At 30.0% G+C, this 26,851-nt stretch carries 31 protein-coding genes; 4 read left to right on the top strand and 27 right to left on the bottom strand.

Annotated elements, in window-relative coordinates; all coding sequences use genetic code 11:
- Positions 1 to 19: 19 nt before the first annotated feature.
- On the bottom strand, positions 20 to 487 hold the full coding sequence (locus tag ACIJYH_RS01975) for a c-type cytochrome (RefSeq protein ID WP_435163588.1): 468 nt from the start codon (positions 485 to 487) through the stop codon (positions 20 to 22).
- Here ACIJYH_RS01975 and ACIJYH_RS01970 point away from each other — a divergent pair.
- Positions 482 to 1,009, top strand: a complete 528-nt coding sequence (locus ACIJYH_RS01970) for a cytochrome b (protein ID WP_435163586.1) — start codon at positions 482 to 484, stop codon at positions 1,007 to 1,009. The genes ACIJYH_RS01975 and ACIJYH_RS01970 overlap by 6 nt on opposite strands.
- On the opposite strand, the gene ACIJYH_RS01965 is transcribed toward ACIJYH_RS01970, so the two are convergent.
- Genes ACIJYH_RS01965 through ACIJYH_RS01940 form a run of 6 tightly spaced genes read right to left on the bottom strand, consistent with a single transcriptional unit; the run spans position 1,010 to position 8,509 of the window.
- On the bottom strand, positions 1,010 to 1,702 hold the full coding sequence (locus tag ACIJYH_RS01965) for a 3'-5' exonuclease (protein WP_435163584.1): 693 nt from the start codon (positions 1,700 to 1,702) through the stop codon (positions 1,010 to 1,012).
- A complete protein-coding gene (locus tag ACIJYH_RS01960) occupies positions 1,686 to 3,149 on the bottom strand; it encodes a DUF294 nucleotidyltransferase-like domain-containing protein (protein WP_435163582.1) in 1,464 nt (487 codons plus the stop codon). Before ACIJYH_RS01960 ends, ACIJYH_RS01965 begins: the two co-directional genes overlap by 17 nt.
- Entirely contained in the window at positions 3,142 to 3,858 is a 717-nt protein-coding gene (locus tag ACIJYH_RS01955; RefSeq protein WP_435163580.1) for a class I SAM-dependent methyltransferase, read from the bottom strand. The genes ACIJYH_RS01960 and ACIJYH_RS01955 overlap by 8 nt, the downstream gene beginning before the upstream one ends.
- Positions 3,833 to 5,032, bottom strand: coding sequence for an MFS transporter (locus ACIJYH_RS01950; protein WP_435163579.1), 1,200 nt, complete (start codon positions 5,030 to 5,032; stop codon positions 3,833 to 3,835). The genes ACIJYH_RS01955 and ACIJYH_RS01950 overlap by 26 nt, the downstream gene beginning before the upstream one ends.
- Positions 5,033 to 8,068, bottom strand: coding sequence for a bifunctional proline dehydrogenase/L-glutamate gamma-semialdehyde dehydrogenase PutA (gene putA / locus ACIJYH_RS01945; RefSeq protein WP_435163577.1), 3,036 nt, complete (start codon positions 8,066 to 8,068; stop codon positions 5,033 to 5,035).
- A gap of 3 nt (positions 8,069 to 8,071) precedes the next feature.
- Positions 8,072 to 8,509, bottom strand: a complete 438-nt coding sequence (locus tag ACIJYH_RS01940) for a DUF4396 domain-containing protein (RefSeq protein ID WP_435163576.1) — start codon at positions 8,507 to 8,509, stop codon at positions 8,072 to 8,074.
- A 22-nt stretch (positions 8,510 to 8,531) separates the two neighbouring features.
- Between ACIJYH_RS01940 and ACIJYH_RS01935 the strand changes: the two genes are divergently transcribed.
- Positions 8,532 to 9,215 (top strand): MBL fold metallo-hydrolase, encoded by a 684-nt coding sequence (locus ACIJYH_RS01935; RefSeq protein ID WP_435163574.1) that lies wholly within the window; start codon positions 8,532 to 8,534, stop codon positions 9,213 to 9,215.
- Here the strand turns inward: ACIJYH_RS01935 and ACIJYH_RS01930 are convergent.
- The 9 genes from ACIJYH_RS01930 to folE form a co-directional block, all read right to left on the bottom strand.
- Positions 9,208 to 9,528 carry an AzlD domain-containing protein gene (locus tag ACIJYH_RS01930; protein WP_435163573.1) on the bottom strand — a complete coding sequence of 107 codons (321 nt, stop codon included), beginning with the start codon at positions 9,526 to 9,528 and terminating at the stop codon, positions 9,208 to 9,210. The genes ACIJYH_RS01935 and ACIJYH_RS01930 overlap by 8 nt on opposite strands.
- Positions 9,521 to 10,219 carry an AzlC family ABC transporter permease gene (locus ACIJYH_RS01925; protein ID WP_435163571.1) on the bottom strand — a complete coding sequence of 233 codons (699 nt, stop codon included), beginning with the start codon at positions 10,217 to 10,219 and terminating at the stop codon, positions 9,521 to 9,523. The genes ACIJYH_RS01930 and ACIJYH_RS01925 overlap by 8 nt, the downstream gene beginning before the upstream one ends.
- Positions 10,220 to 10,236: 17 nt before the next feature.
- On the bottom strand, positions 10,237 to 11,295 hold the full coding sequence (locus tag ACIJYH_RS01920; RefSeq protein WP_435163569.1) for an ABC transporter ATP-binding protein: 1,059 nt from the start codon (positions 11,293 to 11,295) through the stop codon (positions 10,237 to 10,239).
- 7 nt (positions 11,296 to 11,302) lie between these two features.
- A complete protein-coding gene (locus ACIJYH_RS01915) occupies positions 11,303 to 12,922 on the bottom strand; it encodes an ABC transporter permease (protein WP_435163567.1) in 1,620 nt (539 codons plus the stop codon).
- A 75-nt stretch (positions 12,923 to 12,997) separates the two neighbouring features.
- Complete coding sequence (locus ACIJYH_RS01910; RefSeq protein ID WP_435163565.1) at positions 12,998 to 13,168, bottom strand: hypothetical protein; 171 nt, start codon at positions 13,166 to 13,168, stop codon at positions 12,998 to 13,000.
- A gap of 3 nt (positions 13,169 to 13,171) precedes the next feature.
- Positions 13,172 to 14,191, bottom strand: a complete 1,020-nt coding sequence (locus ACIJYH_RS01905) for an extracellular solute-binding protein (RefSeq protein ID WP_435163563.1) — start codon at positions 14,189 to 14,191, stop codon at positions 13,172 to 13,174.
- A 135-nt stretch (positions 14,192 to 14,326) separates the two neighbouring features.
- Positions 14,327 to 15,214, bottom strand: a complete 888-nt coding sequence (locus ACIJYH_RS01900) for a LysR family transcriptional regulator (protein WP_435088788.1) — start codon at positions 15,212 to 15,214, stop codon at positions 14,327 to 14,329.
- Complete coding sequence (locus ACIJYH_RS01895; RefSeq protein WP_435163561.1) at positions 15,214 to 16,215, bottom strand: oxidoreductase; 1,002 nt, start codon at positions 16,213 to 16,215, stop codon at positions 15,214 to 15,216. The genes ACIJYH_RS01900 and ACIJYH_RS01895 overlap by 1 nt, the downstream gene beginning before the upstream one ends.
- Position 16,216: 1 nt before the next feature.
- A complete protein-coding gene (gene folE / locus ACIJYH_RS01890; RefSeq protein WP_435163559.1) occupies positions 16,217 to 16,834 on the bottom strand; it encodes a GTP cyclohydrolase I FolE in 618 nt (205 codons plus the stop codon).
- A gap of 76 nt (positions 16,835 to 16,910) precedes the next feature.
- Between folE and hisI the strand changes: the two genes are divergently transcribed.
- Positions 16,911 to 17,378 (top strand): phosphoribosyl-AMP cyclohydrolase, encoded by a 468-nt coding sequence (hisI, locus tag ACIJYH_RS01885; RefSeq protein ID WP_435088785.1) that lies wholly within the window; start codon positions 16,911 to 16,913, stop codon positions 17,376 to 17,378.
- Positions 17,379 to 17,753, top strand: coding sequence for a DUF2237 family protein (locus ACIJYH_RS01880; RefSeq protein WP_435163557.1), 375 nt, complete (start codon positions 17,379 to 17,381; stop codon positions 17,751 to 17,753).
- Between the two features lies 1 nt (position 17,754).
- Here the strand turns inward: ACIJYH_RS01880 and ACIJYH_RS01875 are convergent, their stop codons facing one another.
- From ACIJYH_RS01875 to ACIJYH_RS01825, 11 genes are read right to left on the bottom strand one after another with little or no spacing between them, the layout of a single operon-like run.
- Positions 17,755 to 19,359 (bottom strand): electron transfer flavoprotein-ubiquinone oxidoreductase, encoded by a 1,605-nt coding sequence (locus tag ACIJYH_RS01875; RefSeq protein WP_435163555.1) that lies wholly within the window; start codon positions 19,357 to 19,359, stop codon positions 17,755 to 17,757.
- Positions 19,360 to 19,395: 36 nt separating this feature from the next.
- Positions 19,396 to 20,349, bottom strand: coding sequence for an electron transfer flavoprotein subunit alpha/FixB family protein (locus ACIJYH_RS01870; protein ID WP_435163554.1), 954 nt, complete (start codon positions 20,347 to 20,349; stop codon positions 19,396 to 19,398).
- Positions 20,349 to 21,098 carry an electron transfer flavoprotein subunit beta/FixA family protein gene (locus ACIJYH_RS01865; protein WP_435117343.1) on the bottom strand — a complete coding sequence of 250 codons (750 nt, stop codon included), beginning with the start codon at positions 21,096 to 21,098 and terminating at the stop codon, positions 20,349 to 20,351. The genes ACIJYH_RS01870 and ACIJYH_RS01865 overlap by 1 nt, the downstream gene beginning before the upstream one ends.
- Positions 21,098 to 23,527 (bottom strand): GcvT family protein, encoded by a 2,430-nt coding sequence (locus ACIJYH_RS01860; RefSeq protein ID WP_435163552.1) that lies wholly within the window; start codon positions 23,525 to 23,527, stop codon positions 21,098 to 21,100. The genes ACIJYH_RS01865 and ACIJYH_RS01860 overlap by 1 nt, the downstream gene beginning before the upstream one ends.
- 56 nt (positions 23,528 to 23,583) lie before the next feature.
- Positions 23,584 to 24,060 carry a hypothetical protein gene (locus ACIJYH_RS01855; RefSeq protein ID WP_435088780.1) on the bottom strand — a complete coding sequence of 159 codons (477 nt, stop codon included), beginning with the start codon at positions 24,058 to 24,060 and terminating at the stop codon, positions 23,584 to 23,586.
- Positions 24,029 to 24,601 (bottom strand): NAD(P)H-dependent oxidoreductase, encoded by a 573-nt coding sequence (locus ACIJYH_RS01850; protein ID WP_435097908.1) that lies wholly within the window; start codon positions 24,599 to 24,601, stop codon positions 24,029 to 24,031. The genes ACIJYH_RS01855 and ACIJYH_RS01850 overlap by 32 nt, the downstream gene beginning before the upstream one ends.
- A gap of 5 nt (positions 24,602 to 24,606) precedes the next feature.
- On the bottom strand, positions 24,607 to 25,020 hold the full coding sequence (locus ACIJYH_RS01845; RefSeq protein WP_435088778.1) for a DUF6691 family protein: 414 nt from the start codon (positions 25,018 to 25,020) through the stop codon (positions 24,607 to 24,609).
- Entirely contained in the window at positions 25,017 to 25,436 is a 420-nt protein-coding gene (locus ACIJYH_RS01840) for a YeeE/YedE family protein (protein WP_435163550.1), read from the bottom strand. The genes ACIJYH_RS01845 and ACIJYH_RS01840 overlap by 4 nt, the downstream gene beginning before the upstream one ends.
- The gene (locus tag ACIJYH_RS01835) at positions 25,437 to 25,871 is read right to left on the bottom strand and encodes a CoA-binding protein (RefSeq protein ID WP_435097902.1); all 435 of its coding nucleotides are present in this window, start codon (positions 25,869 to 25,871) and stop codon (positions 25,437 to 25,439) included.
- Positions 25,872 to 25,874: 3 nt separating this feature from the next.
- Positions 25,875 to 26,072: a hypothetical protein gene (locus ACIJYH_RS01830; RefSeq protein ID WP_435088775.1), complete on the bottom strand. Its 198-nt coding sequence runs from the start codon at positions 26,070 to 26,072 to the stop codon at positions 25,875 to 25,877.
- Entirely contained in the window at positions 26,072 to 26,851 is a 780-nt protein-coding gene (locus ACIJYH_RS01825; RefSeq protein WP_435163548.1) for an enoyl-CoA hydratase, read from the bottom strand. Before ACIJYH_RS01825 ends, ACIJYH_RS01830 begins: the two co-directional genes overlap by 1 nt.

Below are 26,851 nucleotides of genomic sequence, written 5' to 3'. Positions count from 1 at the left end.
AATTTAAAATATTAGAAATTTAATGTTCTTCACGATATTTTGAATGACAAGCTTTACAATTAGCCCACATTAGCTTTCCTAATGTTCCTTTAATATTATCTGTATTTTCAATAACAGATGCCAATTGTACCATATCGCCGGAAGATTTTTCCATTAACAAATTAAATTTATTTTTTTCTTGCCAAATTAGAGGGAGGGCTTCTGTTTTAAATCCCTCTTTAGTATTTTCAGGAAACATTTTTTTTAAAGATTTATAATTTTCACTCATTTCTAACATTAATTCTTTTGCTTTATTAAAATCCTCATTTGATGAAAGGGACTGAACTTTTTTAGCTGTATTATAATTCTTTTTGAATAAAACTTTTCTATTTTTAATTATTTCTTCAGCTGATTGTTCAGCACTAACATTTGAACAAATTAATATTGAAGTTATTAAAAATAAATTAATACCAATTTTCTTAGCAATGTGTTTAATTAATGTATGCATGTAAAAAATACAGTAACAGAGTATGGTTTAATTTCAAAATTATTACATTGGCTAAGTGCAATATTGCTTTTTGCTCAAATACCATTTGGTTTTTATTTGGTGAATTTAGAATTTGGACCAGAAAGATTAAGTATAGAAAATATTCATGTTGTAGTTGGTTTGTCTTTATTTTACTTGGTTATTTTAAGACTGTTATATAAAGTTTTTAATCCAACACCAAAATTAGAACCAAGTATTTTTAAAGGTCAAAAATTCTTGGCGAAAGTAAATCATGCACTTCTATATGTGACAATTCTATCAATCACAATATCAGGTATTTTTAAAAAATTATTCAATGGAGAAACGCTCACAATTATTTTTAAAAAAATCAGAATTCAAGATAATTTTGAATTAGGAGAATTATTTTACGATATTCATGTTTTTTCAAACTATTTGCTGATAGTTCTTATCATTATTCATTTAATGGCAGTAATTACCCATAAATTATTTTTTGATGACAATTTATTAAAAAGAATTCTTTAATTAATGAATATTTTTTGCATTCTTTATAATGTGATGCAGGTTTAAACCTCTATTACAAAGTTTTACCAGCCCTGCGATATTTGTTATTCCTAAATTTTTTGCTTTGTTTAAAAGAAACAAAAATAATCTTGCTGTTAACCAGCAATCTCCTAGGGCAGAATGTCTAACTTGATCACCAGCTTTTATATTAAAATGTTCACATAAACTTGTTAGTTCGTAATTCTTTAAATCTGGGAAAAGTCCTGCGGTAAGATGAATTGTATCAATTGGCTGAATAACCTCCATTCGATTGGCTAGATTAGTATTTTTAGCATTATTTTTTAAAAATCTAATATCAAAATCAATATTATGACCAACTAAAACACTTTTTTTAATAAATTTTAGGATTTTATCTTCTATTTCAATTAATGTTGGTTTGTCTTTGACATCTTCATCCTTAATGTTGTGTATCAAAGTTGATTGCTCTGGAATTTTTATTTGAGGATTCACTAATTCATCTAAAATCACATCTTCTCTAATCTTAAATTCACTAATTTTAATAGAAGCAACAGATACAACTTTATCTCCCTTGGACACTCTCAATCCTGTTGTTTCGGTATCTAAAATTGCAAAATTAGATTGCTCAAGTGTTACTTGATTAAACAACTTTTGTTTTTCAAAATAATATTTAATCTTATTAAAAATACTCTTCACCAATATCTACTCTTACCCTTTGTTTTAATTTTCTAATTTGCTTAAGATAAATTTTTAAAACTTTTTTTTCTCTTTCAAGTAAAGTTTTTGGATCAATAAAATTTTTAATTGTTAAACCTTGTTTTATTCTTTCAACTTGATTTTTAAGTAAAATATTTGACATAAAACGATGAGCATTTTTAAAAAAATCTACTTCATCAACAGTTAAAACCTTTAATTTATTGAGTTCATTTAATCGCTCAAATGTTGAAATTTTTGTAACCTTATGTTTAATTGAATATAATCTAATACTTTCTACCAACGGGAGTGTTCCTGTGTGTTTTAGGTTTAATAATCCTAAATTTTCCTTATCATTTTTTTCTAAAATAAGTTGTCCAAAAAAACCAATTGCAGCATCACTTTGTTCTTCACTAAAATACAAAAACTTTAATAATTTTTTTTCATGCAGTTTTTCGTTCAAATATATCTTTAAATTTTCAGCTAATTCTTTTTTACCATAAATAGATCTAAAATCGTAAAGCATATCAATATTTCTCATATCTTGAGGGGTGTGATTATCTAAAAATTGATTAATTTGATTTTTCCATTCTGGTACACTTTTTCTCCACAATGGATTACTTGCCATTAAATCTCCTTTACAAAAAGGAATACCACAGTCATCTAAGGTTTTTGAAAAATCCTTAGCGAGTTCATTAAAATATAAATCTACTTTTTTTGGGTCTTCATTGTTAGTTTCATAGATTATCCCATTATCCTGGTCAGGATGCAGAAAACTTTCCATTCTTCCCCCTGAGCCCATAACAATGACTGAATATTCTGGGATTTTTTCTATTATATTTTTTTTCCCAACTCTTTTTTCTGCCAATCGAATTGCCCTACGGTAGATGACATTATTTAAAAAACTTAATAAATATGAAATATCACCTGGATAAGCATTTCTAACTAGCATGTTATTAGCTAAAACGACTTGTTGTTGTTTAATTTTAATTAAACCTGAAACGTCTTGTTCATCATAAGTCATGTTGTCAATTTGATTGACCACATCTCCTAATTCAGCTTGTAAAGCTGTATTCATATCAATCATTCCCTGTATTTTTAAACTCATATCTATAACAGGAAGATGATTTAAATTTAATTTTCTCATTTTGCCTACCGCATGAAATAACAAATCATCCTCATAAACGAATTTAACTGGATGTGTCATAACTTGATCAACTTTTGTTTTCTCATCAGCACTAAAAGCGACCCTTTTAAGAATATCTTTTTCAGTTATTATTCCGATCATTTTTTCATTTTTTTGAATTATGACAGTTGATTTTTTTTCTTTTCTGAGTTTCTCAATAGTTGTTTTAACCAGTTCATTTTTTTCAACCAAGATAAAGTCATCGGTCATATAATCCATGACTTTATTAGTAAACAAATCTACACTGTTAGATCTTTTAGACATTTCTAGATATAATTATACATTGCAACTTATCTTTAAATATAATTCTTTTTTTAAAGTTTGAATTAATTTCATTCACTCCATTTTTAATTTGATTTAGATCAAATTCTAATAATATTGAAATATACCTATCGTTAATCATTTGAAGGTATTTTGACTTTAAAATTTTAACTTTATAAATAAATTTTTTTGTCTTACTAATTTTGTTGTTTTTCTTTAATAGTGCAATTATCTTTTTATCCCTATTCAAAGATTTTTTAAGTTTACTGTTCATTAATTTGAATGTAGGGATTTCATTTTTATATGGATCTAAAGTTAACACCATAATAACACCATTTGGTTTTAGATATTTTTTACAAAGTCTAATTAGTTTTTTAATTTCTCTTATTTTCAACAAGTGAATTGTTTGTTTTATTAAGATTAAATCAAAAAACTTTTTATTTTTGTCTAAAAAATTTAAACCATTTGATTTTTTAAATCTAATTCTTTTATCTTTGTCTTTGTGGTCTACAATATCGATACCTGTAGGTTTAGATATTAACTTTAATTCATTATATAAGTTTCCAGAAATTTTGCCCCTTCCACACCCAATATCTAAAATTTCAGATTTAGAATTAAGATTGCTGTTTTTAATTAAGAATTTACTGAAAGATTTAATATAATCTTTTGAGGACAACCAGGTTTTATTATCCCAATTTTTTAACGATGCCATTTTGTTTTTTTTTATAGAAATCTGCTCTTATTGAAATCAAAATAATCAATAAAACTAAGGGAATACAAGCTAAATTAATTTCATTCCAGCTAAATTTTAAAATTGAGTAACCAGCAGTTAGGCTTGCTATAGATTGTATAGAAAAGACTAATACATCATTAAAACCTTGTACTTTAAACTTTTCATTTTCTTGATAACAAAGCACTAATAAACTAGTTCCACCAATAAATAAAAAATTCCATCCAATTCCCAGTAATACTAATGCAATTAAGTAATTGATGAATGTTTGGTCATAAAAACTTAAGAAAATACAAATTAGATAAATTAATGCTCCTGAATAAATAATTGTCGAATGTCCAAATTTCTTTATCAATCTACCTGTAATTAATGATGGCAAAAACATTCCTATTATATGCGACTGGATTACAATACTTGTTGAGCCTAATGTGAATCCATGCATCTTGTACATGCTGATTGGTGTAGCAGTCATAATGAATGACATTATTGAATATGCAAAAGCAGCTGTAACAATTGCTTGAAGAATAATTGGGTTTAGTAATAACTCAATATACGATCTTTGATTTCCCTTAGTGTTTTCTTTAGGTTTTGGGTTTTTATCTGCTCTATAAAAGGCTAATAGAAAAACCGGTATAATAGTTAAGGCTGCTAATGAAATATATGATCCTGTATAAAGATGATCTGAGATTATATTTTTAGTAAAATTTGCAACATTAGGTCCTATTAATGCTGAAAGAATTGTTGCAAGTAACAAAATTGAAATAGCTCTTGAACTATCATTTTTTTCAACTGTTTCAGCTGCTGCAAATCTATATTGATGGGTGAAAGCAATACCTGTTCCAATTATAAAACATGAAATGCAGAATAAAATAAAATTTTCATTATAAATTGAATAAGCTCCAAGCAATGAAGCTAAACTTGAGTATGTTGATGAAAGTATAAATCCTTTTTTTCTTCCAATTTTACTCATTATCTTTGCTGCAAAAAAAGAAAATACAGCTGTTCCAACAATTGAAAGTGAAGTTGGTAATGTAGCAAGAGATGCAATTGGAGATATTTTTAAACCAACAATACCACTAATAAAAACTGTTATTGGGGGTGCAGTAAAAGAAAATACCTGACAAATAGTCAGAAGAACTAGATTCTTATTTACCATTTAATCTTCTACTTCTGATAATAATGATGCATTTCCACCCATTGAAGCAGTATTGTTAGAAATACTTTGTTCATGGCATAACCGTTTTAAATACTCAGGTCCTCCAGCTTTTGGACCTGTGCCTGATTTTTCATATCCTCCAAAAGGTTGGACTCCTACTACTGCACCAATCATATTTCTATTTATATAAATATTGCCAATTTCAGCTTTTTCTACCACCCTATCAATAGTTTTGTCTATTCTACTGTGAATACCAAGTGTTAATCCAAATCCAAGATCATTAATATCTTCGATTAATTGATCTAAATTTGAAGCTTTATACTTCAGCATGTGAACTACTGGACCAAATACTTCATTTTTTAAATCTGATAGTTTTTCAATTTCAATTAATGTTGGTGGAATAAAATTACCTTGATTTAAATTTATCTCTGTTTGGAAAACTTTATCAAATTTTTTTATATGATTATTAATATTATCAAATGCTTCAGTATCAATTACTGGCCCAATATCTGTTGACAATTCTTCTGGATTACCAACTTTTTGTGTTTTCATTGCTCCAATCAAAGTATGCTTAGTATGTTCATAGATATTTTCTTCAACACATAATATTCTACAAGCTGAACATCTTTGTCCCGCACTATCAAAACCTGAATTAACTACATCTTTTACAACATGCTCTGTTAAAGCTGAAGTATCTACAATCATGCAATTAAGGCCTCCAGTTTCTGCAATGAAAGTTGGAATATTTTCTTTTTGCTGAAGATTAGATTGAATAATTTTTGCTGTTTCTAAGGAACCAGTAAAGATGACATTTTTAAGTTTTTTATCATTAATAACTTTTTTTCCAATTAACGCTCCATCACCTAATAACAATGCAATTGCGTTACTGGGCAAACCAGCTTTTAATAAAAGTTTTATAATATAATATGCTGCAAATGATGATTGTTCAGCGGGTTTGGTAATTACTACATTACCAGTAATAAGTGCAGCAACAGTTTGACCTATAAAAATTGCAACTGGAAAATTCCAAGGGCTTACCACGAACGAAAGGCCTTTTCCTACCATTCTGTATTGATTAAGTTCTCCAGTTGGTCCTTTTAATGTTTGAGTTTGAAATAAATTTAAAGCTTCTTTTGAATAGTATCTGCAAAAATCAATTGCTTCTCTAATCTCTGCAATTGAGTTTTTAATACTTTTACCAGACTCTTTTGCGCATATTTCAATAATGTCATTTGTATTATCTTCAATTAAATTTGCAAATTTTAAAAAAATCTCAGTTTTTTTTTCAATTGGAAATTTTTTCCATTTTGAAGAATATTCTTTTAAGTTTTCAATTGCTATTTCAGATATCTTCTCATCAGCAAAATACTTTTTCCCTAAAACAGAAGAGCTATGAGGAGATTTTATATCTATCTCTTTATCCGATTTAATATCCTTGCCATTAATTAATGAGTAAGCTTTAATATCTTTAAATTTTCCATTAAATTGAAAACTTTCAACCACATCTTCCTCACTTAAATCTAAGCCTTTTGAATTTTTTCGATCTCCATAGATATCTATTGGTTTTTTAATTTTGTCCTCATCAAGTTTTTCGATTTTAGCGAGTGGGGATTGAACTAATTTTGAGACATCAAAATCTTTCGTTTTTAGTTGATGAATAAATGAAGTGTTAGCACCATTTTCTAACAATCTTCTTACTAAATAAGGTAGTAAATCTTTATAGCCACCAACTGGCGCATATACTCTACATTTAAAATTTTCATCTTTTTCAAGATATGAATAAATTTCATCACCCATTCCATGTAATTTTTGAAATTCAAAATCCCGATCTTTAAAAAGAGTTTTAATATATGAAATACTATGAGCGTTGTGGGTCGCAAATTGTGAAAAAACATTATCATTTTCATAGAGTTTATGAGCACAAGCTAGATATGATATGTCAGTTGCAAATTTTTTAGTAAACACAGGGTAATCAATAAAACCTTGTTCTTGAGCAATTTTTATTTCTGTATCCCAGTAAGCTCCCTTAACCAATCTGATATTAATTTTTTTATTAACTTTGTTTAAATATTTTTTAAGCCAATCTAATACAAAAAAAGCTCTCTTTTGGTAAGCTTGAACTGCAAATCCAAAACCTTGGTATTTTTCATCAATTAATTTACTTTCAATTATTTCCTTAAATATGAATAACGATAAATTTAATCTATCAGCTTCTTCTGCATCAAAACAGATATCAACATTATTTTCTCTTCCAAGTTCAGTAAGTTTATAAGCCTTTGGAAAAAGTTCTTTTTTTAATAAATCTAATTTGTTTCGCTCATATCTTGGATGTAGAGATGATAATTTAATGGAAATACTTTTTTTATGAGGATTCTTTCCTTTACCAGTTTCAATTATTGCTTCTTCATATTGATTATAATATCGATCAGAGTCCCCATAAGTAACTGCAGCTTCACCCAACATATCAAATGAAAAAGTATATTTGTCGTGTTTTTTTTCATTACTAAAATTAATTGCTTTTTTTATATCTCTTTCAAAAACAAATTGTTTAGCAAGAATATTAATTGCTTGCTTGATTGCGTTTCTTAAAATTGGGCCTGAAAGATTTTTAACAACTTTGCCTAGTATATTTTTATTTTCTTCAACTTTTTCTTCAACAATTTTACCCGTTAATAAAAAAGCTATTGAGGAGATATTTACAAATAAATCTTTATCATTCTTGATATATTTTTTCCAATCCCCTATCGGAATTTTGTCTTCTATTAAATCATTAATTGTTGTTGCATCTGGTATTCTTAAAAGAGCTTCTGCTAAACACATAAGCACAATACCTTCGTTACTTGTAAGTGAGAACTCATGAATTAATTTACTAAATGGGCTTCCAGCTTTGTAGTTTTGAGCATTTTTAACAATATTAATTGATAAATAATCTATTTGTTTTTGATTAAGTTCTGAAAAATTAGAAACTAGATAAAAAAAATGATCTTTGACTAATTTTTTTTGATTTAAATATTTATTATTAAATATATTTTCCATTGCTTAGTGACAGGCTATTCCAAACTTTTTTAATCTCCAATAATTGTAAGGCCATGGAGTTAGAAAACCCACAATTAACATGATTGGCACGATCCACCATGTTAACATTGCCCCACCTGTTAAAAGATAATCAGTTAAGTTCATTGCAATTTCCATACTAATCATTGAAATAAAACTCATCCCACACGCAGTTTTAAATGCACTAATGAAATTAAAATTCTGTCTCATTAATATTATAGTCTCTAAGATTATACTTGTGATTAATCCGTTTATGATTGCAAGAGTCATAATGGCTACAACTGTCCATGGAATTTGTGTAATTTGGAATAATAAGATAGTTCCAAAATCTCCAATCGAACAACCAATCACACACCACATCGTATTTTTAGCACTTGTTTTCCAAGTGTGATTACATGACCAATCAAATGTAGAGGTATTCATAATAATTTGATATTAATATTTTATGATCTTTAAACAAGTATTTGACATTAAAACTTCAACTTATACTTATTTAATTGCTTCGGCAAAAGGTCGCGAAGCCATAATTATAGATCCTGTAATCGAAAATGTTAATGAATATATTCAACTTTTAAAGGAATTAGATCTTAAACTTGTAAAAGTCATTGACACCCATATTCATGCAGATCATGTCACTGGTGCTTCTAAATTAAAACAAGTCACTAATTGTGCGACACTTATGGGGGAGCACACACCTGCTGATACAGTTGAAATTAAAGTAAAAGATAATGAAATGATCAATCTTGATGATTTAAATATTAAATCTATCTATACTCCTGGACACACATCAGAAAGTTATAGTTTTTTGCTAGATAATTTTCTTTTCTCAGGTGACGCGCTTTTAATCAACGGAACCGGTAGGACTGATTTTCAAAATGGTAACTCAAAAGACTCTTATCATTCAATTTTTGATAAACTTTTAACCTTACCAGAAGATACACTTCTTTATCCTGGTCATGATTACAATGGTGAGAAAGTAAGTACAATTGGAAATGAAAAAAAGTTTAATCCAAGATTACAAGTTAAGAACGTTGATGAATATATTGAAATTATGTCAAACTTAAAACTAACAAAACCAGATATGATGGATAGTAATGTTAGTAGAAATATTCAATTAGGTATTAATTAAATATAACAAATATTAAAAACCAATAAGAAATTAATCCAGAAAATATTGTTGCTATAACGTTTTTACTAAAAAGACCAATTAGTATAGCAATAATTGCAGCAAATATTTTTGGGTTGTTTTCAATTAAAATACCTCCTGTCATGTCCAAAAAAATAGCTGGAAAAATAATAGCTGGAAATATTGCAGAGGGAACATAGGATAAAACTTCTCTTACTCTATCTGTAAACATTTCTTTTTTAAGTATTGCAATCATTAGATATCTTGAAAAGAAAGTGATTAAACCACAGTAAATAATTAAAGACCATTCAACCATTACTTAAACCTTTAAATTTTGTTAAGATCATTGCTGCTATCAAACCGCTTGTTGCCGAAACAACTACATAAGCTTTGAATGGAATAATTTCATAACCCAATGTTGCTATTAAACCAGAGATAATAATTACAATTACATTTATCAATTTTCTTAGATCATCAACTATTAGAGCTAAGAACGTTAAAGGAACAGCAAAACTTAATCCAAGTTCTTCAGGTATTATTGAGCCTAGAAATATCCCAATAATTGTTGTTATTTGCCAAATTACCCAACAAGTAGCGCCAGCACCAAATGAATGAAATGCTTTGTTTCTATCAGAGCTTTTTTTTAAATAAGAGTTTGTTACAGCAAACGCTTGATCAACTAAAAAATAAGAAATTATTATTTTCCAAGTCATTTTAAAATCTGACATATGTTCTGATAAAACAGCCCCATATAGTAAATGTCTTGAATTTACCGCACCTACAGAGCTAAGGATTACTAAAGAAGAAGCTCCAGCAGAAAAAAGTTGTAAAAAAATTATTTGTGATGCTCCACCAAAAATAATAATCGACATAGCCATAGTTGTTATGGGTGATAAACCAAGATCTATAGCTAAAACACCAAATATTATTCCAAATGGTACAACGGGTATCATTAATGGGCTTACGTCTACCACACCCTTAAAAAATATTTTAGATCTATTGCTCATTTAAAAAATGATATGTATTAGAAACAAACTATATGATCAATATTAATAGGTCTTTTAATGCCAAATTTTTCATCAATCTCATGTTGATGCATGTGATGGGAGTGAACAAAAACTGGTATTAATAAGTCACTATTAGTTTTTAAAGTATAAATAAAATTAGTTCCTCTAAATTTTCTATCCACCACTTCTAATTTTAAATTGCTTTTATCATCATGTTCAAGATCTTCTGGCTGTAATAATAATTGAACATCTGACCCTTTTGGATAACGTTTTGTAAAATTTCCATTAATAGTTCCTAAATCATAACTTTCTAAACTATTTTCACCAGTTACTTTGGCTGGAATTAAAATTCCTCTATTTAAGAAATTAACAACTTCTACAGAATTTGGAAAATGGTAAACATTATAAGGATCATCGTATTGTTTAAGTTGACTGTCTAAAATTATTCCACATTTGCTTCCAAGATAAAATGCTTCATAAGAATCATGTGTTACTATGATCGTTGTAATTTTTAAGTCAGTTAAAACTTGTTTTAATTTAACTTGAATCTCTTCTTTAAAACTTTGATCAACATTTGATAATGGTTCATCTAATAAAAGTAAATCTGGTTTAGAAAGTAAAGCTCTAGCTAATGCCGCTCTTTGAGCTTCACCAGAGCTAATTTGATGAGGAAATTTTTCTTTAACGTGGTCTAAATGTAGAAATTCAATAACTTCTTTTGTAGTTAAATCTTTTTTCCTTTTTTTATTTCTTTCAGCACCAAATTGAATATTTTCAAGAACACTGTAATGAGGAAAAAGTGAATTATCTTGAAACGCCAAAGAAATATTTCTATTTTCTGGCTCAACATGAACATCCTTAGATGAAATTACTTTATTTTTTAAAGAAATTTTGCCTGATTGAATTTTTTCTAATCCAGCAATAGTTCTTAAAATTGTTGTTTTTCCAATTCCAGAAGGGCCTAAAAGACAAATAATGTCTCCTTCATTTTCTATAGTTAAAGAAACGTTGTTAACTTTACTTTTTGCACTTGCTGCAAATGTAACGTTGTCAATTTCTAAAAAATTTTTAGGCATATAAGAATTAATTCTTAAGAATATATCTAGATGTAATTAAAATAAAGAAACTTGCAATAAGAATAAGAAATAATGAAGGTGCAGCAGCTGCTTCTAGTAAGTCTTGGGAAGCATATATGTAGGCTTGGGTGGCAAAAGTTTCAAAATTAAATGGCCTCATTATCAATGTTATGGGCAACTCTTTAATAATTTCAATAGCAATCAGTATACCAATTAACATGATGGTATTTTTTAAATAAGGAATATGAATATTTTTAAAAGTTTTAAATTTTGAGTAACCTAAAAGGTATGCACTTTCATCAATAGAATAATTTATCTTTAAATAACCAGATTTTAATCCATTACTTGCTAAAGAAAAAAACCTTATAAAATAAACAACAACCAAGCCTAAAATAGAACCAATGAAAATAGATTTTACATTTCTAATTTCAAACAAATTCATAATACTATTATCAAACCATGAAATAAAAGTAATAAATGCAACAGCTAATATAATGCCTGGGATGGCATAACCAGATATAGAAAAAGTAGTCAAAATTTCCAAAAATTTACTTCGAGAAAGTCTATTTCCATAATTAGAAATAAAAGCAAATCCAATTAAAACTATACTCGATAATAAAACGAGAATTATCGTATTAGAAAATAATTCAACTAAATTTAAATCTGCTAAATGTTTGGGAAAAATAATTGTCCAATAAAGCATTTGGCACACAGGAAATAAAAAACTAATAAAGAATACTGAAAAACAAAATGAAAAAGCAAGCCAAGCTTTGAACCCATATAAGTTTGTTAAAGATTTTTTTTTAAATCCACCTTTACTTGGTGAATGATATTGTGCTTTTTTTCTAGATAAATTTTCCAATATAAACAATCCAAGGATAAAGATTAAAAGATAAAAAGATAATCGATTTGCTAGCACAAGATCATCAAATGAAATCCATGCATTATAAATGCCTGTTGTTAGAGTTGAAATTCCAAAAAATGATACTGAACCAAAATCAGATAAAGTTTCCATAGCAACAAGTGATAATCCAGCTACAATTGCAGGTCGTGCTGATGGTAAAATTATTTTCATAAATGATTTTTGCTTACTAAAACCAAGATTTTTTCCAAGCTCTATTAAATTTTGTGACTGATAGTGAAATGATGCTCTTGTTAAAACATACACATAACCAAACAATGAAAATGAAATTGAGATTATTGCACCCATCATTCCGTCAAATTTTGGTATTGAGGAATTGTAATCACCTTCACCAAATAAATTCTTTAATATTGTAAAGGCTGTACCATAATTTTCAAAAAAAGCTGTCAATGAATATGCATAGATATATGCGGGTACTGCAAAAGATAAAATCAAAGCCCATTTGAAAAAATTTGATCCTGGAAAAGAATAAAAAGAGACTAAATAAGCCCCTAATACTCCAATCACAAATGTTAAAAACAAAACACCTAATAAAAGAGATAAAGAATTAAAGATATATTCATAAAGAAACGTATTTTTAATAATACTTGAATATTCACCGGTGCTCTCAAAAAAGCTAGAAAATACTGTAACAATTGGTATTGCAACAGCAATTGAAATCAAAAATGAGCTAAAATACCAAATATTTATTTTTCTTAAAACCATACTTACCCTTTAATTTTAAGTGAACATAATTAATAGAAGGGTAAGGACTATTAAATTATGTTCACTTTTTGAAAATTAATCTTTTTTATCAAAAACGTTTATGAATTGATCAGTTTCATCACCTTTGATCTCAGTTAATTTTCTATTATTCATTTTTTTTTCAATTTTTTTACACTCTGAGAAACACGGATCACATGCTCTAGAAGACTTATTATAATCAAAATTTAATGAATTCTTTTTTATCATTAATCACTTCCACTTTGCTGCAAGCATACACTCTAAAGCTTTTGCCTGGTTTTTTCCGTAATTAACTACTTTAGTATTTAAATCCTGTTTAAACCCTAAACCCATTTGCTTAACTAATTCATGTGGCTCAACACCATCAATCATTGGATATTCAAATGTATTATTTACTATGTGTTCTTGTGCTTCTTTTGTTAATAAAAACTCAAGAAGTTTTTTTGCATTATCTGGATTTGGAGAATTTTTAAGAACTCCTCCACCACTAATATTCATATGTGTTCCTCTGTCTCCTTGATTAGGGAAAAAAGGTAGAACTTTTTTAGCTGCTGCTTGCTGCTCAGCTCCTTTTTTACCAGACAACATTAAAGCTAGATAATAAGTATTTGCTACAGCCAAATCCGCTTCTCCAGCAGCTACTGCTAAAATTTGAGCTCTATCATTTCCTTTAGAGTCTCTTGCCATATTAGCAACAACACCTTTTGCCCATTCACAAGTTTTTTTCTCTCCATCATTTTTAACTAATGAGGCAACTAAAGATTGGTTATAAATGTTATTTGATTGTCTGATTACAACTCTTCCTTTCCATTTTGGATCAGCAAGACCTTCGTAAGTCATTCCATTTAATTCGTTGGCATTAACTCTCTTAGGAGAGTAATACATAATTCTTGCTCTTTTAGCTATTCCTGTCCAATTTCTTGATCTAAAGTTTTTTGGAACTGAGGCTTTTATTGCTGGCGTCATTGAATTTTGAAACATTCCTTTTGCATCAAACGCGCCCAATCTTCCAGCGTCTGCAGTAATGTAAATGTCAGCTTTAGAGTCTGTCCCCTCTTCAGTAATTCTTTTTTGAAGAGCTTTATCTTTTCCTGATACAACATTTACTTTAATGCCTGTTTTTGCAGTAAATTTTTTGTAAAGTTGGATATCAGAGTCGTAATGTCTTGCGCTAAATACATTGACTTCGGCTGCAATACCTAAATTGGTAAAGAAAACTAAAGTTAATGCTAATAAACTTATTTTTTTCATTTTATCCTTTTCTTTACCCTTAATTTTTTTTAGTTGAGAACTATTCTCAATGCGAATGATTATCAATCGCATATATTGACGCACTTGTAAAGAAATAAATATTAGGAATTTAAGAGATATTTTTTAGGAACTATTTTATTTCCAGTCACCTATTTTACTAAATAAGAAATTTCTAAATGCCTGAACTCTAGCAGTATTTTTTAATGATTGAGGATATACAAAGTGAGCCTCTGTAATTGGTCCTTCAGATTTAGGCAGCACTTTAATCACATTAGTTGAGTTGAAAACCAAATACTCTGGTAAAGCAGCTAATCCTACTCCAGACTCTACAGCCAAAAGTAAACCCATAACACTATTTACTTTCATAACTGTTTTTCTTTTTTTTCCATCATGCATTCCAAGTTTTAATGCCCAATCAGGGTTATAAACAGGCGAAGGTGCTCCTTTTCCAAATGAAATAAAATTATGTTTATTTAAGTCAGCAATAGTTTTTGGCATTCCAAATTTTTCTAGATATTTATTAGATCCATAAATATAATATTTAATATCAACTAATTTTTTTTGAATGTAATTCAATTGTTTTGGTCTTCTCATAAAAATACCAATATCTGCCTGACGTGTACTTAAATCTAATTCTTTATCGTCAAATACTAGTTCAATTTCTATTTCAGGGTTTAACCTCATAAACTCTTGAATTCTAGGTGTTAACCAGTGTGTTCCAAAACTTCTTACTGTTGTAATTGTTAGTTTTCCAGTTGGCTTATTTTTCTGATCACCTAAAGATGTTTCAACTTCTTTTAATTTGCTGATTACTTCGTGGGCTGTCTTAAATACATATTCGCCATTTTCAGTAAGAGTTAATCCCCTTGCATGTCTTTCAAACAATTGAACTTTTAAATCTTGTTCAAGTGACTGAATTTGTCTGCTTATTGCTGATTGACTCAGATTAAGGTTTACAGTCGCATTGGTAAAACTTCCTGCTTCAGCTACAGCATGAAAAATTTTTAATTTGTCCCAATCCATTATTTATTTACATCAATCAAATATCTACCTGATGTTTCTCCTTTTAGCATTTTAGAGTAAATATCTGTTAACTCATTCAGGCCAATTGTTTTAATAGACTCTTCAAGTTTATCAAAATCAATTACATTTGAAACTTCATTCCAAACAAATTCTCTTCTTTTAATTGATGCTGTGACCGAATTTATGCCCCATAATTTAACTCCACGAATTATAAATGGCATTACTGTTGTATTTAATTTGTAATCAGATGCATTTCCACATGCAGCAACAATTCCGTTGTCTCTAGTTTGAGCTAATGTATTAGCTAAAATTTTTCCACCCACTGTATCCACTACTCCATCCCACAAACCTTTGTCTAGTGGTCTTGGATCTTTGTCAAAATCGTCTTTATTTACAACTGTTTTTGCACCTATTGATTTTAAATAATCCTCGTTTGATTTTTTTCCTGTTACCGCTGTCACATCATAACCAAATTTTGATAAAATCATTACAGCAATACTTCCAACACCCCCAGAGGCACCAGTAACTAATACATCTTTTACTTTTTCACCTAATAACAATTCTTCTCTTGCTTTAATTGCAAAACAACAAAGTAATGCAGTCAAACCTGCCGTGCCCATAATCATTGATTGTTTTGAAGATAGGTTTTTTGGTTTTTTAACCAAAAAATCTCCGCTTACTTTTGCATATTGTGAAAAACCACCATAATAAATCTCTCCAACTCTCCAACCTGTTAAGATTACTTCGTCGTCTTTTTTAAATTTATCATTTGTACTTTCAACAACTGTTCCTGAAAAATCAATACCTGGTATATGAGGAAAATCTTTAACTAATTTTGCGCCATTATTTAAAATTAATGCATCTTTATAATTTAAACATGAATAATCAACTTTAACAGTTACATCGCCATGTTTTAAAAAACTTTTATCAATTGATTTAACTTCTCTTGTAAAGCTTTCACCCTCTTGATTGATGATTAATGCTTTAAATTGATCTGACACTTTAATCTTTTGCTATGCTGATAAATCTTAAATATCTATTTTGATAACTTAGATCATCTTTAAATTGACCCAAATAATAATTTGTTACAGTTGATGCTTGTTCCTTTTTAATACCTCTCATGGTCATACATTGGTGAGTTGAGTCTATTGTTACTGCAACTCCCTTAGCATCCAAAGATTGCATTAATGTTTTTGCAATTTGCATTGTCAATCTTTCTTGAGTTTGAAGTCTTTTTGAAAAAACTTCAACTACTCTTGCAAGCTTGCTTAAGCCAACAACTCTTTCTTTTGGAATGTATGCAACATGAGCCTTACCAATGATTGGTGCCATATGATGTTCACAATGACTTTGAACAGAGATATTTTTTTGAACAACCATATCGTCATATCCATCAACATCCCCAAATGTTTTGTCTAAAATTTTGTTTGGATCTTCTTTGTAACCAGCAAAATATTCTTTATAAGCTTTAACTACTCTTTTTGGTGTTTCCAATAAACCCTCACGATTTGGATCTTCACCCATCCAAGCTAATATGGTTTTAAAAGCTTCTTCTGCTTCTTTATCTGAAACTTTATTAGTTTCTAAATTTTTGTTGTCAGTATCTTTTACTAATTTCATAGCGCCTTTTTATACAGTAATTACTTAATTTTAAAATATTTAATATATCGAGATATGTGCTAAATAATCAATGCATATGTTCAAAAAAAGAGAAAATGTCCTAGAAATTGAAGAGGGAAATCTTCTATCCCCTAAATTTGATAATGATGGTCTAATTCCTGTAATTACTATGTGTTCTAAAACAAGGGACGTTTTAATGCACGGATATATGAATGTTGAGGCTTTAAAAAAAACAATCGAGACAAAAGAAGCTCATTATTTTAGTAGATCAAGAAAAGCTATTTGGCATAAAGGAAAAACAAGTGGGTTTACTCAAAAGGTAACTGAGCTGAGAATTGATGATGATCAAGATTCTGTTTGGATGACAGTTGATATTGGGGATGGCTCAAGTTGTCATGTAGGATATAGATCATGTTTTTATAGATCTATTCCGATGGGGCCAATAGATAATGGTCGAGAAATAAAGATGAAGTTTGAGGAAAAAGAAAAATCTTTTAATCCAGAAGAAGTTTACAAAGGTCAGCCCAATCCAACAAAAATTTAAATGAGTGATAAACAAAAAAATGTTCTTGGTGAGGATCTAGAAGAGTGCTCTAATAATCCTTTAACAGGCTGGTATCGGGATGGTTGTTGCAATACAGATGAAAATGATCATGGTATTCACACTGTTTGTGCAAAAGTTACAACTGAATTTTTAGAATGGTTAAAAGTTTCAGGTAATGATTTGATAACACCTCACCCTGAGTTTGGATTTCCTGGTTTAAAAGATGGTGATGGATGGTGTGTTTGTGCTAGCTGGTACGCTAAAGCAGTTGAAGCTGGTAAAGGTTGCCCAGTATTTTTGAAAAGAACTCATAAAAATACTCTTAAGCACGTACCTATTGAAACATTAAAAAAGTTTGCAATAGATTTATCTTAATTTACATATTTCCATATTTAGGCCCACCACTACCTTCTGGTGTCACCCAAGTAATATTTTGCGAAGGTTCTTTAATATCACAAGTTTTACAGTGAATACAATTTTGAGAATTAATCACAAATTTATTTTGATCATTTTCTTTTTGAACCTCATAAACTCCTGCTGGACAATATCTTTGCGCAGGTTCATCAAATTTTTCTAAAGTGTAACTAATTGGCAAATTAGGATCTTTAAGTTTTAAATGAACTGGTTGATTTTCAGCATGATTTGTACCAGTTAGATAAACTGAACTTGTTTTATCAAAGGTAATGACATTATCATATTTTGGATAATCTATTTTAGGCATCTGATTTGCTGGTTTTAAAGTTTCATGATCAGCATGTTTGTGTTTTAGAGTAAAAGGCAGCTTTCCTTTAAATAAAATTTGATCAATTCCTGTAAAAATTATTCCAAGTATTAAACCCCAACTAAAACTTGGTTTTACATTACGAGCCGCATGAAGTTCTGCATAAACCCAGCTTTTTTTAAATTTTTCCTCATAAATTGATAAGTTTTTATTTTCTTTAATATTTTCAAATATTGTTTCAGCAGCAATCATACCGCTTTTCATTGCTGTGTGAGAGCCTTTGATTTTAGGCATATTCAATGTTCCAGCATCGCAACCAATCAGTAATGCACCCGGCATAAACATTTGAGGCAAACTTTGAAGACCTCCTTCAATTAATGCACGCGCCCCATAAGAAATCCTTTTTCCTCCTTCAACTATTTTTTTAATTGCTGGGTGAGTTTTAAATCGTTGAAACTCATCGTATGGGGAAAGATATGGGTTTTTATAGTCTAAGCCAATAACATATCCTAAAAATACTTGCTTATTTTCAGCGTGATATATGAAGCTACCTCCATAAGTATTATTGTCTAATGGCCATCCCGCAGTATGCATTACCATTCCTTCTTCATGATTTTTATCTTCTATTTCCCAAATTTCTTTAAACCCAATTCCATACTGTTGGGGATTTTTATCTTTTGAGAGATTAAATTTTTCAATTAATTGTTTTCCTAAGTGACCTCTACAACCTTCTGCAAATACAGTTACTTTTCCTAATAATTCTATACCAGGCTCAAAACTATCTTTTTGATTTCCTTCTTTATCAATACCCATATCTTGGGTCGCAACACCCTTAACAGATCCATCTTCGTTATATAAAATTTCACTCGCTGGAAATCCTGGAAATATTTCAACGCCTAAGGTCTCTGCTTGTTCTGCAAGCCATCTGCATAAATTTGCTAAACTAATGATATAATTGTTATGATTTTGTTGAACCTTAGGAAGCAACCAGGTTGGCCAACTTAATGATTTTGTTTTACCTAAAAATAAAAATTTTTCTTTTGAAACTTTAGTTTTAATCGGTGAATTAAGTTCTTTCCAATTTGGTAAGAGTTCATCCAATGCTCGTGTTTCAAAAACATTACCACTTAAGATATGCGCACCAATCTCTGATGCTTTTTCTAATAAGCAAACGTTTAAATTTGGATCAAGTTGTTTGAGTTTAATTGCTGTAGATAATCCAGAGGGACCTCCTCCAATAATTACAACATCATATTCCATCGACTTCTAGCCATATGATATTTTTATCTTTAAGAATTATTTTTGTATAGTGTTTAATTTGTTCAGTTCTTCCAGGAACTGTGGCAAAGCTTCAAATAGATCTGCTTCTAAACCATAATCTGCAACACTAAAAATGGGAGCTTCTCCATCTTTATTAATTGCAACAATTACTTTGCTTTCTTTCATTCCTGCTAAATGCTGGATAGCTCCTGAAATCCCGACAGCGATATAAAGATCTGGAACAACTACTTTGCCTGTTTGACCAACTTGATGATCATTACTGATATAACCAGCATCCACTGCTGCTCTAGAAGCACCTATTGCTGCATTTAATTTATCTGCAATAGAAGTAATTAATTTAAAGTTATCTCCACTTTGCATCCCCCTTCCACCTGATACTACTATTCTTGCTGTACCAAGTTCAGGTCTATCTGATTTTATTTCTTCTCTTTTAATAAATTTTGTTAACGAAAACTCTTCTCCTGCTTCAGCAGTTTCAATTGGTGCTGATCCCCCCGAGCTTTCACATGGATCAAAAGAAGTTGGTCTAATAGTAATACATTTTTTTGCATCAGAACTTTTAACAGTTGCAAAAGCATTTCCTGCATAAATGGGTCTAACAAAAGTATCCACAGACTCTACTTTGATAATATCACTAACTTGTGATGTATCTAATTTAGCAGCTATTCTTGGCATTAAATTTTTACCAAATGTATTTGCTGAACAAACTATATGAGAATAATTATCTGCAAGTTTTGTAACAACCGGAGCAAAATTTTCTGCTAAAAAATTTTCATAATGAGCAGCTTCAACTGTAATTACTTTTTTAACCAAGGGTAGTTCTGAGGCAGCTTTAGCAGCATCACTACAATTATTTCCAATAACTAATGCGTGAACATCGGTATCAATTTGAGATGCTGCTGTAACAGCATTTAAAGTAAAAGATTTAAGCTCTTTATTGTTGTGCTCTGCTATTAATAATACTGACATTATATTACTTTTGCCTCATTTTTTAATTTTTGAACTAATTCAGCAACACTTGAAACCTTAATTCCAGCTTTACGCTTAGGTGGTTCTTCGACTTTTATCTGTTGTATTTTAGGTGCGGTATCAACTCCTAAATCTGATGCATTCATTTGTTCAATTGGTTTTTTCTTTGCTTTCATTATATTTGGCAATGAAGCATATCTTGGTTCGTTTAATCTTAAGTCACAGGTTACGATGGCTGGAGTATTGATTTCGATAGTTTCTAAACCCTCATCAATTTCTCTAATAACTTCTAATTTTCCATCTTTAACTTCAATTTTTGAAGCAAAAGTTGCTTGAGGCCAATTTAATAATGCACTCAACATTTGTCCTGTTTGATTGCAATCATCATCAATTGCTTGTTTACCCATAAAGACTAAATCTGGTTTTTCTTTCTCAACAATTTTTTGTAAAATTTTTGAAACAGCAATGGGTTCTATTATGCCTTCTGCTTTGACATGAATTCCTCTATCAGCTCCAACCGCTAAAGCTTTTCTGACAGTTTCCTGAGCTTTTTCTTCACCAACAGTTACAGCAATTACTTCTGTTGCTTTTCCACTTTCTTTAATCTTTACTGCCTCTTCGATTGCATTGTCATCTGGTGGATTTGTTGACATCTTAACATTTTCAGTAACAACACCTGTGCCATCTTCTTTAACTCTTATTTGAACATTGTAATCAATAACTCTTTTAACGGCTACTAAAATTTTCATTAAGCTCTCAATAAATTATTTTCAGAATCGTACGGACTCTCTTCTAAAACAGTAGCCTCATACATTTCACCTAGGATATCAACTTGTAATTTGTCGCCTACCTTAGCATGCTCTGGCTTCACCATGGCAAGAGCAATTGATTTATCTAATCTAAAACCAAATTCGCCACCAGTTGCTCTTCCAACAACTTTGTTATCTTTGTAAATTGGGTTATTTCCCAAAACATCTGCGTCTTTAGTATTGTGAATTTCAAGAGTAATAAGTTTATTATCAAAACCTTTTTCTCTCCATTTGTTAAGAGCCTCTAGTCCTATGAAACTACCTTTGTTAGGGTGAACAAATCTATCTAACCCAGACTCGTAAGGTGAATATTCAATTGAAAGCTCAGTACCAACTAGTTTGTATGATTTTTCTAATCTTAAGCTGTTCATTGCTCTTATACCAAAAGGTTTAATACCTAAATCCTTACCAGCTTTCATTAACTTATCAAAAATATGATTTTGATATTCGATTGGATGATGAAGTTCCCAACCTAGTTCACCAACAAAATTTACTCTCATAGCATTAACAGGAGCATATCCAACATCAACATTTTGTGCTGTTAACCATTTAAAATTCTCATTTGAAAAATCATCAGTAGATACTTTTTGCAACAACTCTCTTGATTTAGGACCCGCTACAACCAGTACACCCGTGCTGTTAGTTAGATCTTCAAAGGTAACACCTTCATCTGGCATCCATTTTTTAATCCAATCATGATCTAATCTTAAGTTTGCTCCAGCAGATACTAAATAGAAACTATTTTCAGATTCTCTCATAATTGTAAATTCTGAATGAACCCCACCCTTGGTATTAAGAGCATGACACAAACCAATTCTTCCAATTTTTTTTGGCAGTTTATTTGCTACTAAATGATCTAAAAATTCCTCAGCTTTTGGACCTTTAATTCTACATTTTGCAAATGCGGTCATATCTAAAAGACCAACATTGTCTTTTACATTTTGACATTCTTTTTTAATGGCCTCAAACCACTTAGATCTTCTAAACGACCAGTCATCTTTTTGCTCCATACCATCTGTTGCAAAAAAATTGGGTCTTTCCCAACCAAATTTTTGTCCAAAAACTGCACCTAAATCTTTCATTCTTTCATAACAAGGAGATGTTCTTAAAGGTCTTGCAGCAGGTCTTTCTTCATCAGGATAGTGGGTAATAAATACATGACTATACGCTTCTTCATTTTTAGCTTTTAAATAAGACTTAGTTGCATAATCTCCATAACGTCTAGGCTCAACACCAAGCATATCAATAGTTGGCTCACCATCAACAATCCATTCAGCTAATTGCCATCCTGCTCCACCCGCTGCAGTAATTCCAAAACTATGTCCTTCGTTAATCCAAAAGTTTTTTAATCCCCACGCAGGTCCAACAATTGGATTGCCATCTGGCGTATAACATATTGCACCGTTATAAACTTTTTTAACACCAACTTCTCCAAACGCAGGAACACGGTGTATTGCACCCTCAATGTGTGGTGCTAATCTATCTAAATCTTCTTGAAACAATTCATACTCTGAATCTTTTGAGGGACCATTAACATAACAAGCTGGTGCACCATCTTCGTATGGACCTAAAATTAATCCACCTGCTTCTTCTCTCATGTACCATCTGTTATCGCTATCCCTTAAAACTCCCATTTCTGGTAAACCATCTTTTTTTCTTTTTTGAATTTCAGGATGTGGTTCGGTTACAATGTATTGATGTTCAACTGGAATAACAGGAATATCTAAGCCAACCATTTTACCAGTTTGTCTTGCAAAGTTTCCTGAACAAGAAATAATATGCTCGCACTCTATAGAACCTTTGTCAGTTTCAACAACCCAACCATCTTTAGTTTGTTTCATTGAAAGTACACTTGTATTTCTATAAATTTCGGCTCCCATATTTCTTGCACCAGTTGCCATTGCTTGAGTTAAATCAGCAGGCTGAATATATCCATCCTCAGGGTGTTGGATCGCACCAACTAAATCATCTGTATGACACAAAGGCCAAATTTCTTTTACTTGATCTGGTGTTAAAAATTTTACATCGACGCCAATAGTTTGAGCTACACCAGCATACTGATGATACTCATCCATTCTATCTTTAGTACTTGCTAAACGAATATTTGATACAACACTAAAGCCAACATTTTTTCCAGTTTCTTCTTCTAATTTTTTATAAAGATCAACTGCATATTTATGAAGTTGTCCAACTGAATAACTCATATTAAATAAAGGTAATAATCCTGCTGCATGCCAAGTAGATCCTGATGTTAATTCTTTTCTTTCAACAAGAACAACATCTGACCAACCTTTTTTTGCTAAATGGTAAAGAGCACTAACACCTACTACTCCACCGCCAACTACTACAACTTTAGTTTTTGTTTTCATTCGCGATTCCTACTAAATTTTTTGAAATAACGAAACAAAATTGTATCTGTGGATAATTAAATTGAACTGCCTAGTGGGATCGGATTTGAGACCATGCTCGTCAACCAACAGTCTTTAAGTTCACCCTCTTCAGTATACTTTTCAACCTGCCAATTGAACTTATGATAGATTTTATTTTTATCTAAAATAACTACCTCAAATTGAGCCCAATTTTCGCTACTTCCAAGCTGGGTAATTGTGTGACTTAAATGATTAATCATCATCTCATAGGAGTTGCCCTTCAACATCCTTTTAAAATTACCTAGGGGACCAGTAACCTTTTTGTTGTTTGGGTGGGCAAAATTCCATGTTTGCTCTATGCCACTATCTTTAAAATTAAGGTCATTTTTCTGAAGGCCTGTTAGCTGAATTTTAACCACTTCTTTAGGATTAATATCGCTACTTGGCTTTAATATTTCTGCTTTGGATATTGAAATTGTGATTAAGAGTAGAACTAAAACCTTAAATATTAATGGCAGTCTTTTTAACATCATCTAAAAATTCTTGTCTTTTTGCATCACTAACAAATGGTACTGCAAAATATCTTCTATAAACAATGTTATATATGCCACACATATGAAATACTCCTCTTTTTAGTCTTCTTATAGGAAGGTTTAAAAAAAAGGTCGTAATTGCTAATCTTGGAGATCCATAAGTGCAAAAAATAATTGCTTTTTTTTGTCTCAAATTTCCAATCGGATAACCATAGTTACCCCACAACTGTTTAAATCTAAACGCCCAAGGTGGTGCTAATACTTTATCTATCCAACCTTCAACTATTGCTGGCATCCTAAAATTCCAAATTGGTGCAATTAAAACAATTGTATCGCACTCTTCAATTCTTTGACGATGGTTTAAAACATCTTCACCAGGTTCTTCACCTGCAAAAACTGGATCAAATTTTTCTTTATACAAATCAACAGCATCAACTTTGTTCCCTTTTTCTTCAGCTGTTTTTATAAAGGTATCTCTTATTGCGGCATTAAAAGATTTATCATTATAGTGCCCATAAACTAAAAATATTTTTTTACTCATGAATTTTAATTATCAAAGTTAATTAACTTTACTAAATAAAAACCTACAAACATTGCTATAACAAATGTTATTGAGTGAATATCTAAGAGTGCAATTGATGATATTGCTGGTCCGGGACATAATCCGATTAATCCCCAACCAGTTCCAAATATTGCTGATCCTAAAATAAGTTTATTATTAATACTTTTGTTTTTTGAATAGTTAAAATTTTCAGCAAATATTGGTTTTTCTTTTTTTTTGATTATATGAAATAGTGGTGAGGATACTATTAAAGCACCAATCATAACAAAAGCTAAAGAAGGATCCCAGTTTCCAAACAAATCCAAAAAACCTAAAACTTTTTCAGGATTAATCATTTCTGAAATAACTAGCCCAATACCAAAAACAATTCCTGAAATTAATGAAACTAATTTATTCATATAAAACTTTTTACTAGTACTGTTAAGATTCCAACAATCATAAAAGTTACAGTTGCAACAATTGATCTAAGTGAAAATCTTCCACAACCACTAATGCCATGACCACTTGTGCAGCCACCACTTATTCTAGTTCCAATTCCAACTAAAAGACCTGCAATTATTAACAAAATGAAAGAGTTTGAGATTGTGATTTTAATTTCGTTATTAGCAAACAAACTATAAAGAATTGGTCCGATCACCAAACCTAATAAAAACAATATGTTATCAAATTTATTATCTTTATTAGTTAGAGCATTGGCAGCTATTCCACTTATTCCTATTAATCGACCATTAAATAAAAAAAACACCACAACTGCAAAACCAATAAGTATGCCCCCAAGAGTTGCTGTAACAGGTGTAAAATTTACTATATTCATTTAATTGTTTAAAACAGGGAATGCTTGTCTAATTTTTAAAAAATGTTTTTGGTATTCCATTTTAGTACATTTATTTTCTATATATTCAATATCATTTTTTTCAACTAACTCTTTTGCATTCTCATCTTTAATACCTAGCTGTAACCACAAAACTTTTGCTCCAATCTTTACTGCATCTTCTGCAATGGGAAATACTTCTTTGGAAGGTCTAAAAACATCAACTATATCAACTGGTTCTTTTATATCTATTATTTTTTCAAAGACTTCCTCGCCTAAGATTTTTTCACCTTTAGCTCTTGGGTTAACTGGAATAACTTTGTATCCATATTTTTGCATATATTTCATAACTATAGTTGATGGTTTGCCAGGATCTTTACTCACTCCTATCATTGCAATAGTTTTGTATTTTGAGAGAATATCCTTGATCTCAGACATAAATTATTTATTTTTTTTTATCTGATCTTCACAAAATTTTCGGGCTTCCTTTAAATCTGTAATCTTTGACTCTGATAATTTTTGACTTCCAGCAAGACATGCATCTACAGCTCTTTTGAGATTGTGATCTTTAAAACTTAAAGCAAAATACATTCCTGAAATAATAAAAATAATAATTAAAATATTTTTTTTGTTTTTCATTATTTATTTTTCCATTTTGGTTTTCGTTTCTCCAAAAAAGCAGATATTCCTTCTTGAGCATCCATTGCCATCATATTCACAGTCATCATTTTACTCGTATATGCATATGCTTTTTTTAATGGCATTTCCAATTGTTTATAAAAGGCTTGTTTACCAATTTTAATTGTTAAATTTGATTTTGAGGCAATGGTTTTTGCAACTTTCAGTACCTCATTATCTAATTTTGATTTTAAATAACAATCGTTAATTAGTCCAATTTCTTTTGCATAATTTGCTTTAATAGGTTCTCCAGTTAACAACATCTTCATCATTGGTTTTCTATTAATTTTTCTACTAACAGCAACCATAGGAGTACTACAAAATAACCCTATATTAACACCAGGAGTAGCAAACAAAGCATCATTGGCGCTGTAAGCTAAATCGCAACTTGCAACTAATTGACATCCAGCAGCAAAAGCTGCTCCATGAATCTTTGCAATTACTGGCTTTCTTCCCTCGACAATTTGGAGCATTACTTTTGAACAAAGATTAAATAATTTTTGATATTTGTCTCTTTTTTTTAATCCTCTAACTTCTTTTAAATTGTGTCCTGCACTAAAGCCTTTACCGGCACCTTCTAAAATAATAACTTTTAATTGTTTGTCAGCATCAAGTTTTTTAAAAACTTTAAGTAAATCAGTTAAATTTTTAAACGATAAAGAATTATAAGTTTTTTGTTCATCAATAATAATTGATGCAATTTCATTAGTTATTTTTTTTATTTTAATATTACTTGCCAT

This window comes from Candidatus Pelagibacter bacterium nBUS_25, from assembly GCF_051200975.1.
Classification (GTDB): Bacteria; Pseudomonadota; Alphaproteobacteria; order Pelagibacterales; family Pelagibacteraceae; genus Pelagibacter.
Note: the sequence above shows the minus strand (reverse complement) of the source record. Positions and strands in the feature narration are given on the sequence as shown.